The sequence below is a fragment of the Vibrio sp. R-1 genome, from assembly GCF_035615595.1.
GTDB lineage: Bacteria > Pseudomonadota > Gammaproteobacteria > Enterobacterales > Vibrionaceae > Vibrio > Vibrio cholerae.
The window spans coordinates 25,135-38,523 of sequence record NZ_WPDC01000030.1 but is presented as its reverse complement, the minus strand read 5'-3'; the positions used below and the strand labels follow the sequence as shown (position 1 = coordinate 38,523).

The 13,389-nt window shown below is 49.7% G+C and carries 15 protein-coding genes; 3 read left to right on the top strand and 12 right to left on the bottom strand.

The window, feature by feature from the left end; translation table 11 throughout:
- The first annotated feature begins 32 nt into the window (after positions 1–32).
- Together cysM and mutS are read left to right on the top strand one after the other, a co-directional pair.
- A complete protein-coding gene (gene cysM, locus GOU96_RS08750) occupies positions 33–920 on the top strand; it encodes a cysteine synthase CysM (RefSeq protein ID WP_001914090.1) in 888 nt (295 codons plus the stop codon).
- Between the two features lie 267 nt (positions 921–1,187).
- The gene (gene mutS, locus GOU96_RS08745; protein WP_001892042.1) at positions 1,188–3,776 is read left to right on the top strand and encodes a DNA mismatch repair protein MutS; all 2,589 of its coding nucleotides are present in this window, start codon (positions 1,188–1,190) and stop codon (positions 3,774–3,776) included.
- A gap of 93 nt (positions 3,777–3,869) precedes the next feature.
- Here mutS and rpoS read toward each other — a convergent pair whose 3' ends face one another.
- The 11 genes from rpoS to folB all read right to left on the bottom strand — a co-directional run bounded on the left by rpoS (position 3,870) and on the right by folB (position 11,597).
- A complete protein-coding gene (gene rpoS / locus GOU96_RS08740; protein WP_000116739.1) occupies positions 3,870–4,877 on the bottom strand; it encodes an RNA polymerase sigma factor RpoS in 1,008 nt (335 codons plus the stop codon).
- A gap of 73 nt (positions 4,878–4,950) precedes the next feature.
- Positions 4,951–5,886, bottom strand: a complete 936-nt coding sequence (gene nlpD, locus GOU96_RS08735; RefSeq protein WP_113628444.1) for a murein hydrolase activator NlpD — start codon at positions 5,884–5,886, stop codon at positions 4,951–4,953.
- Entirely contained in the window at positions 5,886–6,512 is a 627-nt protein-coding gene (locus GOU96_RS08730) for a protein-L-isoaspartate(D-aspartate) O-methyltransferase (protein ID WP_057550676.1), read from the bottom strand. Before GOU96_RS08730 ends, nlpD begins: the two co-directional genes overlap by 1 nt.
- Entirely contained in the window at positions 6,505–7,257 is a 753-nt protein-coding gene (surE, locus tag GOU96_RS08725; RefSeq protein ID WP_000698379.1) for a 5'/3'-nucleotidase SurE, read from the bottom strand. The genes GOU96_RS08730 and surE overlap by 8 nt, the downstream gene beginning before the upstream one ends.
- Before the next feature lies 1 nt (position 7,258).
- Positions 7,259–8,344, bottom strand: coding sequence for a tRNA pseudouridine(13) synthase TruD (truD, locus tag GOU96_RS08720; protein ID WP_044126956.1), 1,086 nt, complete (start codon positions 8,342–8,344; stop codon positions 7,259–7,261).
- A gap of 29 nt (positions 8,345–8,373) precedes the next feature.
- Entirely contained in the window at positions 8,374–8,850 is a 477-nt protein-coding gene (ispF, locus tag GOU96_RS08715; RefSeq protein WP_000619207.1) for a 2-C-methyl-D-erythritol 2,4-cyclodiphosphate synthase, read from the bottom strand.
- Entirely contained in the window at positions 8,847–9,545 is a 699-nt protein-coding gene (gene ispD / locus GOU96_RS08710; RefSeq protein WP_267782057.1) for a 2-C-methyl-D-erythritol 4-phosphate cytidylyltransferase, read from the bottom strand. Before ispD ends, ispF begins: the two co-directional genes overlap by 4 nt.
- Positions 9,542–9,826: a cell division protein FtsB gene (gene ftsB, locus GOU96_RS08705; protein ID WP_001263189.1), complete on the bottom strand. Its 285-nt coding sequence runs from the start codon at positions 9,824–9,826 to the stop codon at positions 9,542–9,544. The genes ispD and ftsB overlap by 4 nt, the downstream gene beginning before the upstream one ends.
- 114 nt (positions 9,827–9,940) lie before the next feature.
- Positions 9,941–10,744: an undecaprenyl-diphosphate phosphatase gene (locus GOU96_RS08700; protein ID WP_042988182.1), complete on the bottom strand. Its 804-nt coding sequence runs from the start codon at positions 10,742–10,744 to the stop codon at positions 9,941–9,943.
- Positions 10,741–11,247: a 2-amino-4-hydroxy-6-hydroxymethyldihydropteridine diphosphokinase gene (gene folK / locus GOU96_RS08695; protein ID WP_267782052.1), complete on the bottom strand. Its 507-nt coding sequence runs from the start codon at positions 11,245–11,247 to the stop codon at positions 10,741–10,743. Before folK ends, GOU96_RS08700 begins: the two co-directional genes overlap by 4 nt.
- On the bottom strand, positions 11,244–11,597 hold the full coding sequence (gene folB / locus GOU96_RS08690; RefSeq protein WP_000361952.1) for a bifunctional dihydroneopterin aldolase/7,8-dihydroneopterin epimerase: 354 nt from the start codon (positions 11,595–11,597) through the stop codon (positions 11,244–11,246). The genes folK and folB overlap by 4 nt, the downstream gene beginning before the upstream one ends.
- A gap of 188 nt (positions 11,598–11,785) precedes the next feature.
- On the opposite strand from folB, the gene plsY reads away from it, so the two are divergent.
- A complete protein-coding gene (gene plsY, locus GOU96_RS08685) occupies positions 11,786–12,412 on the top strand; it encodes a glycerol-3-phosphate 1-O-acyltransferase PlsY (RefSeq protein ID WP_000188018.1) in 627 nt (208 codons plus the stop codon).
- Between the two features lie 48 nt (positions 12,413–12,460).
- Here the strand turns inward: plsY and GOU96_RS08680 are convergent, their stop codons facing one another.
- Positions 12,461–13,273 (bottom strand): alpha/beta fold hydrolase, encoded by an 813-nt coding sequence (locus GOU96_RS08680; protein ID WP_267782048.1) that lies wholly within the window; start codon positions 13,271–13,273, stop codon positions 12,461–12,463.
- Positions 13,274–13,389 lie beyond the last annotated feature (116 nt).

Sequence of the window (13,389 nt, the reverse complement as noted above, 5' to 3'; positions counted from 1 at the left end):
GGTTGTCACTATTAGAATAGAAGGATCGCCCTGTGTCTGATTTCCCCACTCTTGAAGATTATGTAGGTCAAACGCCCTTGGTGCGTTTACAGCGCCTCGATTCAGGCCGCTCTACAGTATTGGTGAAGCTCGAAGGCAATAATCCAGCGGGTTCCGTGAAAGATAGACCAGCCCTTAATATGATTGTGCAAGCCGAAGCGCGCGGCAGTTTGCAGCCCGGCGATACCATTATTGAAGCCACCAGTGGTAATACTGGCATAGCGTTGGCTATGGCTGCCGCCATCAAAGGCTACAAGATGATTCTGATCATGCCCGATAACGCCACTCAAGAGCGCAAAGATTCGATGCGCGCGTATGGCGCTGAGCTGATTTTGGTTAGCAAAGAACAAGGGATGGAAGGCGCACGCGATTTAGCCTTACAGATGCAGCAAGAAGGTAAAGGCAAGGTATTGGATCAATTCAATAACTTGGATAACCCTGACGCACATTTTCGCTCCACTGGCCCAGAAATCTGGCAGCAAAGCCAAGGCAAAATCACTCATTTTGTTTCAAGCATGGGCACCACAGGCACCATAATGGGCGTCTCTCGCTACCTGAAACAGCAAAATCCGCAGATCCAGATCATCGGCTTACAACCCTCGGAAGGCAGCGCAATTCCCGGCATTCGCCGTTGGCCACAAGCCTACCTCCCCGGCATTTTTGATGCTGCACGAGTCGATCAGGTTCTGGACGTGACTCAAACTGACGCCGAACAGACCGCTCGCGCCCTTGCGCGTGAAGAAGGAATTTGCGCCGGCGTCAGCTCTGGCGGAGCCGTGTTTGCCGCTTTGCAGATTGCCCAACAAAATCCGGGATCCGTAGTGGTAGCGATTGTGTGCGATCGTGGCGACCGTTATTTATCCTCAGGATTATTTTCCTAACTGAGCTTTCCGACACTCGGCTTAGGCTGAGTGTCGAAACCTGTCTGACTTGGTATCCATATCACGCTCCCTACGCGCTTTTCGGTAAACCTCTTGCGGCGATGGCCTGATGGGCCGTAAGGTCATCACCATGCAAAGCAAGAGCTCAATTGCCCCGCCCTAGTCAGGTTTGCTATTCTCTGTAACCGTTTTTAAGTGACCCATGCCCGCCTTGTGATGAAATGCCGCAAGGCCTGCGCAGATGATGATAAGCAGCGACATAAGATTATGATGAAATCGAACGCCTCACCGAGCGAGTCTCTTTCGCACCACACCCCGATGATGCAACAGTATTTAAGACTCAAGGCGGAAAACCCAGACATTCTGCTGTTCTATCGCATGGGTGATTTTTACGAACTGTTTTATGACGATGCCAAACGCGCCTCTGAGCTGCTGGACATTTCCTTAACCAAACGCGGCGCATCGGCGGGTGAACCCATCCCGATGGCAGGGGTGCCTTTCCATGCCGTGGAAGGTTATTTAGCGAAACTCGTCCAGATGGGGGAATCGGTCGCGATCTGCGAACAGATTGGTGACCCAGCGACCAGCAAAGGCCCCGTTGAGCGCAAAGTGGTGCGGATTGTGACCCCGGGAACCGTGACCGATGAAGCCCTGCTCTCAGAGCGAGTCGATAACCTGATCGCGGCGATTTATCACCATAACGGCCGCTTTGGCTACGCGACCATGGATATCACCTCCGGCCGTTTTCAGCTCAGTGAACCGCAAACCGAAGAAGAGATGGCGGCAGAACTGCAACGCACTTCGCCTCGTGAACTCTTGTTTCCTGAAGATTTTTCGCCAGTGCATCTAATGGCAAGCCGCCAAGGCAACCGCCGTCGCCCAATTTGGGAATTTGAGCTCGATACTGCGAAACAGCAGCTCAACCAGCAATTTGGCACGCGCGATCTGGTTGGCTTTGGGGTTGAGCAAGCAAAACTTGGCTTGTGCGCAGCAGGCTGCTTAATCCAATACGTGAAAGATACTCAGCGTACTGCTTTGCCACACATCCGTTCACTGACTTGGGATCGCCAAGATCAATCGGTGATTTTGGATGCCGCGACTCGGCGCAACCTTGAGCTCACTCATAACTTGGCGGGTGGAACAGATAACACGCTTGCAGAAGTACTCGACCATTGTGCGACCCCGATGGGCAGTCGTATGCTCAAACGTTGGATCCACCAACCGATGCGCGATAACGCAACCCTCAATCAGCGTTTAGATGCGATCACTGAGCTCAAAGAAACTGCTTTGTATGGGGAACTGCATCCTGTACTCAAGCAGATTGGTGATATTGAACGGATCCTCGCCCGCCTAGCGCTGCGCTCAGCGCGGCCGCGCGATTTAGCTCGCCTACGCCATGCCATGCAGCAGTTACCTGAATTGCACTCGGTCATGAGCGAGCTTAAGCAGCCTCACCTTACCGAGCTACGCACCCATGCCGAGCCAATGGATGAATTGTGCGATTTACTCGAACGTGCGATCAAAGAAAACCCACCCGTGGTGATCCGCGATGGTGGCGTGATCGCCGATGGTTACAGTGCCGAACTCGATGAATGGCGCGATTTAGCCAATGGCGCAACCGAATTTCTGGAACGCTTGGAAGCCGAAGAGCGCGATCGTCACGGCATTGATACCCTGAAAGTGGGTTATAACAATGTGCACGGTTTCTACATTCAAGTCAGTCGAGGTCAGAGCCATTTAGTGCCTCCCCACTATGTACGCCGTCAAACCTTAAAAAACGCTGAACGTTACATCATCGAAGAACTTAAACAGCATGAAGACAAAGTGCTCAATTCTAAGTCTCGTGCTTTAGCGTTAGAAAAACAGTTGTGGGAAGAGTTGTTCGATTTGCTGTTGCCGCATCTTGAGCAGCTGCAACAACTGGCGGCTTCCGTTGCTCAATTGGATGTGCTGCAAAACCTCGCAGAGCGCGCAGAAAACTTGGAATATTGTCGCCCAACACTGGTTCAAGAAGCGGGCATTCATATCCAAGGTGGTCGCCACCCTGTGGTAGAGCGAGTAATGAATGAGCCGTTTATCGCTAACCCGATCGAACTTAATCCACAGCGACGCATGCTGATCATTACTGGCCCGAATATGGGCGGTAAATCGACTTACATGCGTCAAACCGCCTTGATTGCACTGATGGCGCATATCGGCAGTTATGTGCCTGCTGAAAGTGCGTCAATCGGCCCACTGGATCGTATTTTTACCCGTATCGGCGCGTCCGATGATCTTGCGTCCGGCCGCTCAACCTTTATGGTGGAGATGACGGAGACCGCCAATATTTTGCACAATGCGACCCGTAACAGTTTGGTGTTGATGGATGAGATTGGCCGCGGTACCAGTACTTATGACGGACTCTCGCTCGCTTGGGCGAGTGCCGAGTGGCTTGCCAAAGAGATTGGTGCCATGACGCTGTTTGCCACTCACTATTTTGAGTTAACCGAACTGCCGAATGTGTTACCTCATCTAGCGAATGTTCATTTAGATGCGGTTGAACATGGTGATGGCATCGCCTTTATGCACGCAGTGCAAGAGGGTGCCGCGAGTAAATCGTATGGTTTAGCCGTAGCAGGACTGGCTGGCGTACCCAAGCCCGTGATTAAAAATGCGCGCGCCAAGTTACAACAACTTGAGCTATTAAGCTCACAACCTGCCGAGACTCGTAAGCCAAGCCGCGTCGATATTGCCAACCAGCTGAGCTTAATTCCTGAGCCAAGTGCCGTTGAGCAAGCCTTGGCAGGCGTAGATCCTGACCAGCTCACACCTCGCCAAGCTCTGGATATGCTCTATCAATTGAAAAAGCTGCTCTAGCTATTGCCCATATCTCAAGCATGGAATCTACAGATTCCAGAAACAACAAGGCACCCCACCGGGTGCCTTAGTTTTGGATGAGTCTGGAAAAAATCAGTTGTCGTATTCGACGTTAAACAGAGCTTCCATATTCAAACCTTGTTTCACCAAAATCTCACGCAGACGACGTAGACCTTCCACTTGGATTTGGCGAACACGCTCACGAGTGAGATTGATCTCACGACCCACTTCTTCCAAGGTCGATGGTTCATAGCCAAGAAGCCCAAAGCGACGAGCAAGCACTTCTTTTTGCTTTGGATTAAGTTCATCCAACCAGTTGAGCAGCGATTCACGAATGTCATCATCTTGAGTTGAAAACTCAGGATCGGCATTGTGAGAGTCTGGCAAAATATCCAGCAGTGCCTTATCTCCATCACCACCAATTGGCGTATCCACTGAGCTGATCCGTTCGTTAAGACGCAGCATCTTAGTGACATCATCGACAGGTCGATCTAACTCAAGAGCAATTTCTTCTGGCGTAGGTTCGTGGTCAAGGCGCTGTGATAATTCGCGAGCAGTACGCAAATAAATGTTCAGCTCTTTGACGACATGAATCGGTAGACGAATGGTGCGTGTTTGGTTCATCAGCGCACGTTCAATGGTTTGACGGATCCACCATGTTGCGTAGGTAGAGAAGCGGAAACCGCGTTCTGGATCGAATTTCTCAACCGCACGTATCAGACCAAGATTACCTTCTTCAATCAGATCGAGCAGTGCTAATCCTCGGTTGCTGTAACGGCGTGAAATTTTTACCACCAGACGCAAGTTACTTTCAATCATGCGTTTACGTGCGGCTTCATCACCACGTAAGGCACGACGAGCATAAAGCACTTCTTCTTCGGCAGTAAGGAGCGGTGAAAAACCAATTTCGCTGAGATACATCTGGGTCGCATCAAGACTTTTCGCAGAAGCATCGAACTCTTCACGAACGTCTTCACTTGCTCCTTCAACAGCAACTAATTCTTCATCACTGGCGAGCTCGGTATCAGTTTCTAGCACTTCCAGTGCTTCATCTTCAAAATCGAACTCTTCTACTTTGGTTACGGTATTGCTGACACTCATAGCGGCCTCCCCCTGGCAACTTTGCGAGTCATTGCGATTTACAACCTTTGCAGTATGACCTTAGCAATATGAGTTAAGGTAAGTAGCGTTTAGGATTCACTGACTTCCCTTGATAACGGATCTCAAAGTGCAAGCGTACGCTGTTGGTACCAGAACTTCCCATGGTGGCGATCTTCTGGCCTGCTTGCACAGTTTGTCCTTCCTTTGCTAGCAGCTGATCATTGTGGGCATAGGCACTTAAATAGTGCTCATTATGTTTTATGATGATTAGGTTGCCATAACCACGTAATGCGTTGCCCGAATACACTACGGTTCCATCTGCAGTAGCAACGACAGCCTGACCACGTTGGCCAGCAATGTCTATCCCTTTGTTGCCTTGATCGCCCGCAGAAAAGTTCTTTATGACTCTACCTTTTGTCGGCCATAGCCACTTCGCTATCTTCTCATCCGAAGGTTTAGCTTTTGCTACATTAACATTAACATTTTGTTTACCGACAGGTTCAACATACTCCTTTGTTTTTGTTTGATCAACCGTCTTGATTGGATCTTTTTTAGTCAAATTTTGACTATTCGTTGACCCGTTTTGTACATTTTTGGTATTAGAGCTTTTGCTCACGGTTTGAGCAACTGTTGCCGTCGTCGCCGCTTTGGCAGCACTTGCACTTGTGCTTGAAGCCACAGCCACTGTAGCTGCACCGCCCGTTCCACCATAAGCAGGAGGAGTATAATTAGGTAACCAGAGCTTAATTTTTTGCCCAGGATGAATGGTGTAAGGTGGAGCGAGATCGTTGTAACTGATCAGATCATTTACATCTTTATCTGTGAGGTAGGCAATAAAATAGAGCGTGTCGCCTTTTTTAACTTCATAGTAACTTCCGCGGTAACTACCACGCTCAACTTTGTTGTAATCTTTACCCAATCCAGAGACTGGTGCTGGCGTAGGTGCAGTACAGCCGAATAATAAGCTGCAAAACAATAATAAGCCCAGTCGGAAAGAGTAAAGCGTCATCAGGCAAGATCTCCCGCGACCAGTGGCACAAAACGCACAGCTTCAACCCGCTCAGAGATAAACTGCCCACCTTGACGCACAATTTTGTACAGATATTGCTCGTCTTCGCCAACAGGGATCACCATACGACCACCCTCAGCAAGCTGATCCAATAGACTTTGCGGCACTTTTGCCGCAGCTGCCGTCACAAGGATCGCCTCAAAAGGTCCACGAGCAGGCCAACCTTGCCAGCCATCGCCATGTTTCGTCGACACGTTATAGATATCCAACTGCTTCAAGCGTCGTTTCGCATCCCATTGCAGGGTTTTGATCCGCTCAACAGTAAACACATGATTAACCAGTTTGGCGAGAACTGCGGTTTGATAACCAGAGCCCGTACCAATTTCTAGCACTTTGGTTTCTGGGGTTAACGCCAGTAGCTCTGTCATCTTCGCCACGATATAGGGTTGCGAGATGGTCTGGCCTTGACCTATGGGCAGGGCATTATTGTCATAAGCTTGATGCATCATGGCCGGTGCGACGAAAAACTCGCGTGGCAGTGCATGGATTGCCGCCAACACTTGTGGTGAGGTAATCCCCTGCTCAGTTAAAAATTGAATCAGTCTGTCGGCTTTTGGGTTAGCCATTCACCTTTTCCTTTAACCAATGATCCATGCTACGCAGTGACTCATGTGCCGTTAGGTCAACTTGTAGCGGCGTGAGTGACACCCAGCCACGTTCAATCGCATGAAAATCCGTTCCCGGACCGGCATCTTGCTCTTTCCCCGGAGGACCAAGCCAATAAATATCATGCCCACGCGGATCTTTCTGCTTTATCATGCTTTCGGCGTGATGCCGCGCACCTAAGCGTGTGACTTCAATACCTTGAATGAGTTCTAAGGGTCGATCCGGAATATTCACGTTAAGTAAGCGATTGGTCGGAATCGGGTTAGCCAGATGTTGCTCGACCAATTGACGCACAAAGTGAGCAGCACTAGCAAAATGAGTAGTTCCCGCCAGAGAAAAGGCGATCGACTGCACGCCAAGAAAATGCCCTTCCATTGCCGCAGCCACCGTACCGGAATAGAGCACATCATCACCCAAGTTAGCTCCGTGATTGATTCCGCTCAGTACCAGATCCGGTAGCGCGTCTTTCATCAGTTCATTGAGCGCAAAGTGTACGCAATCGGTCGGGGTTCCTTGCACGGAATAGGTATTCTCGGCAATTTGCGACACTCGTAATGGATGCTCTAAGGTCAGTGAATTCGAGGCTCCACTGCGGTTACGATCCGGCGCGACAATCACAATCTCCGCTAAATCACGCAATGCATCCGCCAAAGCATGAATGCCTTGTGCGTAAACGCCATCATCGTTACTGAGTAGAATCTTCATCTTAATCTTCGCTCTCTGAATCGCGGCTCTCTTGTTCATGGCCTTGATCGTAATGACGCACCACTGGGATCTCTTCGATCAATTCACGCACTAAGGAAGTCGCAAAGCTACCCGCATCCAATGAGAAACGCAGAGTGATTTGATCCTCTTGCACTTGCCAGCTTAAGTTTTGCGCTTTTAAGGCGATCGCACGGCGATCATGGCGCATACGATTACCCCGGATCAGCGCCATTAAATCGGGCTCTGCATCCAATTCAGCTTGTTCCAGTGGCAAGGCTTGACCCGAAGTCGGCAAGGCATTATCGCCCGCCAAAGCCGCTGAAATCGCTACTTCTCCAGCTTGCAAACGCTGATCCCAAAGGGCTAAATCACCATCAACATTAAACATTTGCTGCTCAGCTAAAGCGATATCACCTTCAATAAAGCGGGCAAAACAGCCTTGCTCAATTCGCTTTGAGACAATCTGGTTGAAAATCCACGAACGAGCCGCAGACAGATATAAGCTGCGCTGATTCTGATTGCGCGAACGGACATTATCACGCCCCCAACGGCGCGCTTCACTGAGGTTATTGCCATGACGCCCAAAACGCTGGCTACCAAAGTAATTGGGTACGCCAAGTTCAGCAACCGTTTCTAAACGGCTTAATACGGCTGGAACATCGCTGACTTCCGATAAAGTGACAATAAATTCATTGCCTTGCAAATCGCCCGGACGCAGCTTTTTGTCGTGGCGAGTCACCTCTAGAATTTCAATGCTAGGGTATTGTGCCAGAAACGCAGAGAAGTCCGGCGTTTCGCCATTCGGCAGATGCACGCTCAGCCACTGCTCAGTAACGGCGTGTCTATCTTTCAACCCCGCCCAACTCACCGCGCGTGAAGGCACGCCACAAGCCTTGGCTAATTCATTGGCCACAAAGCTGGTATTCTCCCCTGTCTTACGAATGCGCACCATTAAGTGTTCACCACTGCCAGTTAAGGAATAACCCAACACTTCGTTGACTTGAAAGTGCTCTGGTAGGGCTTTGAGTTTGGCTTTCGCAGTCGGTTTACCGCACAAATAAGCCAGAGGAGAGAGAATATCAGTCATCTTAATTCCAAAATTTTTTATAGGCTGAGTTAAGCTTTGTGCAAAAGTACAACCGCTTCGCAGGCGATACCTTCTTTACGTCCGGTAAAGCCGAGTTTTTCTGTCGTGGTGGCTTTGACGTTAATATTGCCCAGATCGGTTTCCAGATCTTCGGCAATCGCCGCGCACATCGCCTGAATATAAGGGGCCATTTTCGGCGCTTGGGCAATGATAGTGACGTCCGCATTACCAAGCACATAACCTTGCGCTTTGACACGGCGATACACATCTTTGAGGAGCTCGCGGCTGTCTGCCCCTTTCCATTTATCATCGGTATCCGGGAAGTGGCGGCCAATGTCTCCGGCAGCAATCGCGCCGAGCAAGGCATCACTTAATGCGTGCAGTGCCACATCACCGTCAGAATGGGCGATCAATCCTTGTTCATAAGGGATCTTCACTCCACCAATAATGATGGGACCTTCGCCGCCAAAACGGTGTACATCAAAGCCGTGGCCAATTCTGATCATGATTTTTCCTTATTACGACTTAAATAGAACTCGGCCAACGCGAGATCTTCAGGTTGAGTAATTTTGAGATTATCGGCACGTCCTGCCACTAAAGCAGGCTTTTCACCACGCCATTCAAAGGCTGAGGCTTCATCGGTAATCGTGACTTGCTGCTGTAAAGCGGCGAATAACCTCTCTCGCAGTGATTGGGCACGAAACATTTGCGGTGTCAGCGCATGCCAGAGCGCAGTGCGATCGACCGTATGCTCAATCTGCTGTAAGTGATCGCCACGTTTCATGGTATCCCGCACGGGCGAGGCCAAAATCGCACCAATCGGATGAGCTAAAGCCGTGGTGATGAGCAGAGTGATATCGGCGTGAGTCACACACGGACGCGCCGCATCATGCACCAATACCCATTCACTGAGGCGATGCTGGCAGACATACTCCAGTGCCGACAATACCGAATCCGCCCGCTCTTTGCCGCCATCGACACGAATCACACGCTGATGATGCGCCAGAGGCAAATTCGCAAAATAGGGGTCATCAGCACTCACCGCTACCACAACGTGTTCGATGAGAGGATGTTCTAAAAGATGTTCAACGGTGTGTTCGAGCACCGTTTTACCGAGCAAGGTTAAATACTGCTTAGGGCGATCCGCTTGCATGCGGCTACCCACACCCGCGGCGGGGACAATCGCTGTCATGTTGTTCATTGGCGCGACTCCTCACCTATGATGCGATAGAAGGTTTCTCCATCTTTGACCATACCCAATTCGTTACGGGCACGCTCTTCAATCGCATCTAGCCCTTGGCGCAGGTCATCAATTTCAGCAAACATCTCTTGGTTGCGTAGGTGAAGGTTGGCATTCACCTGCTGCTGCACTTCAATTTCCGCTTGTACAGCGCGAAAATCCATCACACCGTTTTTGCCCCACATCAGGGTATAAAGCAGCCAGACCAATAGCAGGCTTAGGGTCAAAGCAAATACTCGCATAACCAATCCATCTTTCTTTCAAAACCAACGCCACAAAATCGTGGCGTTGGTCACTTGCTCGAATGCTGCCTATTTATACCATAAAGCCTAGAAAAGGCGCTCGCTGGCAGGTGATTATTGAGTTAATAAAAACGCAAATAAGCCTACACCAAGCACTAAGCGATAAATCACAAACGGGGTCATGCCCATACGAGAGATGAGCTTCAGGAAGAAGTGAATACAGATGTAAGCACTGATAAATGAAGTGATGATGCCTGTCAGTAAGAAACCGCTGTGTACGGGTTCACCACTGGTCACCAGTTTCAATCCGAGATAACTGCCCGCCAATACGATAATTGGAATCGACATTAAGAATGAAAAACGCGCCGCCGCTTCACGGGTAAAGCCAAGATAGAGCGCAGCGGTGATGGTTGCGCCAGAGCGTGAAGTGCCAGGAATAATAGCCACGGCCTGCGCCAAACCAATAAACAGCGCTTTTTTCCAATCTGCTTGATATTCGTCGGCTTTGAGCTCTGCATGTTTATCGACATACCAGAGTAAAAGGCCAAACACTATGGTCGTTGTCGCGATGACCCAAGCGCTGCGCAAATAGAGCTCAACAATATCTTTCATCACAAAACCGAACAGACAAGCCGGAAGCGTAGCCAGCACGATCAACCACGCCAATTTGGCTTCTTTGCTGCGATCACCTTTAAAAATCGAAGCAAAAAAAGCACTTAATAACGAAACCACTTCTTTTCGAAAATAGAGCACGACCGCGGCGAGCGTTCCCACGTGTACAGCCACATCAAAGGCCAAGCCTTGATCTTCCCAACCTAAAATAGCCGAAGGCAAGATCAGGTGTGCGGAGCTAGAAATCGGTAAAAACTCGGTAAAGCCTTGAATTAAAGCCAGAATGAACGACTCAAAATAACTCATGATTGTTTCTTCTCGTTAATAGAAAACCAGATCGGTACTGGGGTGAGTGATGCTAAATCCTGCGCTTGTTGCCAAATCTGCTCAACAGTTCGACCATCACCAGCAATCACTCGCTGCGGACAGAGCTCATATAAAGGTTGAATCACAAACGGATAGCGATAAATATCCGGTCGAGGCAGCACTGGATCATTCTCCGTTACGCAATCGCCATACAGCACAATATCAAGATCCAGTGTTCGATCCTGATACTTTTGTGCATTCGGCAAACGGCCACAACGCAGCTCGATCGCTTTTAACTGCTTCATCAATTCAGGCAGCGCGAGCTCTGTCTCCATCTCAACCATCAGATTGAAGAAAGGATGGCTGGCAAACCCAACGGATGGACACTCATAAATCGTGGACAGACGCCACTGGCTCGCCAGCTCGGCTAATGCACGAAGGCCAGCTTCAATCGACTGATGGCGATCCTGATTTGAGCCCACACCAATATAAGCGGTGATCATCCACGCGCTCGCTCGATGATCACGCCGACTCCTTTGGCTTGCGGCACTGCGCCCGGCTTGGTCAAGCGAATGCGGATCCAAGGCACAGCAAAGCGAGTCATGATCAGTTCAGCCACTTCTTCAGCCACACGCTCTACCAGTAAAAAACGCCCTTGTTCGATATGCTCCAGCACAGCTTGGCTGACTTGGGCATAGTCCAGAGCATCCGCTACATCATCACTTTTTCCCGCTGCACGGTTGTCGTGCGCCATTTCCAGATCGAGCACCAATTTCTGCTTGATCTGCTGTTCCCAGTCGTAGACCCCAATCGTAGTGATCACTTCCAACTGTTCAATAAACACTTTATCCATGCTCAATCGCTTCCTGTTCACAGGTCGGATACCCAAACCGATGAAAAAATCGTACTATCCGCTCAATCGCGATATGATATACCCAAACCTGTTCAAGATGCTAAATCCTAAAAGATTTTTTCTTATTCAACAGGGAATACAAATACTTATTCGAGATAACTTTTCGAAACACGCAGTTTGAGGCTGTTATGACTCCATTGGCGCTCAGCATGATCATTTTTGCCTATCTACTGGGGTCAATTTCCAGTGCGGTGTTGATTTGTCGTGTTCTGCGTCTCCCCGATCCACGTGACGTGGGCTCACAAAACCCCGGAGCCACCAATGTACTGCGCATCGGCGGCAAAAAAGCCGCAGTGGCCGTTTTATTGTGTGACATGCTCAAAGGCACCATCCCAGTTTGGGGCGGCTACTTCCTCAATATTGAACCTTTTATGTTGGGATTGGTGGCAATCGCCGCCTGCCTTGGTCACATGTACCCGATTTTTTTCCATTTCAAAGGTGGAAAAGGCGTGGCAACCGCGTTAGGTGCAATCGCACCGATTGGGCTCGATTTAACCGCTATGGTGATGGCCACATGGCTTGTCGTTGTCGTACTGTTTCGCTACTCGTCGCTTGCAGCCTTAATCACAGTGTTGCTCGCGCCCCTCTACACTTGGCTGATTAAGCCACAGTACACACTTCCGGTTGCCATGTTGTGCTGTTTGATTGTGCTGCGCCATCATCAAAACGTGAAGCGCCTGTTTGCGGGTACCGAGCCCAAGGTCGGTGAAAAGAATAAGAAGCCGAGCGATGATGAAGAGAGCCGCGTCGTGTAACCGTGCGCGGCTCAATAGGTGATCGCCATTTCATCAATGGCAGAAAAATCAATATACGGTTGCTAAGAACGTTTGCAGGTGGTGTGTCACGGATTCTGCCTGCTCCAAACTACTGATATGTCCCGCCCCTTCAATCACTTCAAGTTGACTGCCTCGAATCGTATCTTGCATCAGGTAAGACTCTAACGCTGGGCGAGGAGTATCTTCACTGCCGACCATGATGAGTACAGGCAGAGTTAAGTGTTCGATCTCATCCATCAAATCACGACGCCCGAAAATCATGCGCCCTAAACGCGCCACTTCAACAGCACGCTCGCCGCTCAAACCTTGCAGAGCCGAGCGAAATTGCGCCACAACAGGCAACTCGTTTTTCAACGTGTTAGATGCAAAAAACATAGGAACAACCGCCTCCACAATCGGAGCGGGCACCGCTTGCAGCTGAGCAATGGTATCTAACATGGCGAAGTATTTTTTGTGGGTCACTTCCGGTTCAAGACCCACGAAAGTATCCATCATAACCAGAGATTGAACTCGCTTTGGCGCGAGTAAGGCTAGCTCGGCGCCCCACATTCCCCCCACCGACAAGCCAATCACAGAGAAATGCTCAATCTGCAGATGCTCCATCAGCGCCAACATATGTTGAGCGTAATCTTTGAGATTGCTCATCGCAGCGGGGGCAGCCTCTGAAGCGCCATGCGCCCAAAAATCTGGAACAATACAACGATAGCGTTGACTTAACGCCGCCACTTGCGGAGCCCACATTTGGTGATCCCACAAATAGCTGTGCCCAAAGAGCAACACTTCGCCTTCCCCGACATCAAGGTAAGCCATTTTTTGGCCATCAATCAGCATCGAATTCATTTTAGTTATTTATCCATCAATAAAGTAGACGCTGACTGTAACATGAGATGCAAAGCAGACAACTCTGAGCAGAAATTCAGCATTATCTAATTCATTCTTTTGTTTAGAAAAAACGG

Excerpts from the sequence above, each read along its gene's own strand:
- plsY (WP_000188018.1), top strand. The coding sequence starts at position 11,786 with ATGACTCCATTGGCGCTCAGCATGATCATTTTTGCCTATCTACTGGGG.
- GOU96_RS08700 (WP_042988182.1), bottom strand. The coding sequence starts at position 10,744 with ATGAGTTATTTTGAGTCGTTCATTCTGGCTTTAATTCAAGGCTTTACC.
- folB (WP_000361952.1), bottom strand. The coding sequence starts at position 11,597 with ATGGATAAAGTGTTTATTGAACAGTTGGAAGTGATCACTACGATTGGG.
- ispD (WP_267782057.1), bottom strand. The coding sequence starts at position 9,545 with ATGAACAACATGACAGCGATTGTCCCCGCCGCGGGTGTGGGTAGCCGC.
- nlpD (WP_113628444.1), bottom strand. The coding sequence starts at position 5,886 with ATGACGCTTTACTCTTTCCGACTGGGCTTATTATTGTTTTGCAGCTTA.
- ftsB (WP_001263189.1), bottom strand. The coding sequence starts at position 9,826 with ATGCGAGTATTTGCTTTGACCCTAAGCCTGCTATTGGTCTGGCTGCTT.
- folK (WP_267782052.1), bottom strand. The coding sequence starts at position 11,247 with ATGATCACCGCTTATATTGGTGTGGGCTCAAATCAGGATCGCCATCAG.
- truD (WP_044126956.1), bottom strand. The coding sequence starts at position 8,344 with ATGACTGATATTCTCTCTCCTCTGGCTTATTTGTGCGGTAAACCGACT.
- mutS (WP_001892042.1), top strand. The coding sequence starts at position 1,188 with ATGATGAAATCGAACGCCTCACCGAGCGAGTCTCTTTCGCACCACACC.
- rpoS (WP_000116739.1), bottom strand. The coding sequence starts at position 4,877 with ATGAGTGTCAGCAATACCGTAACCAAAGTAGAAGAGTTCGATTTTGAA.
- surE (WP_000698379.1), bottom strand. The coding sequence starts at position 7,257 with ATGAAGATTCTACTCAGTAACGATGATGGCGTTTACGCACAAGGCATT.
- GOU96_RS08730 (WP_057550676.1), bottom strand. The coding sequence starts at position 6,512 with ATGGCTAACCCAAAAGCCGACAGACTGATTCAATTTTTAACTGAGCAG.
- ispF (WP_000619207.1), bottom strand. The coding sequence starts at position 8,850 with ATGATCAGAATTGGCCACGGCTTTGATGTACACCGTTTTGGCGGCGAA.
- GOU96_RS08680 (WP_267782048.1), bottom strand. The coding sequence starts at position 13,273 with ATGAATTCGATGCTGATTGATGGCCAAAAAATGGCTTACCTTGATGTC.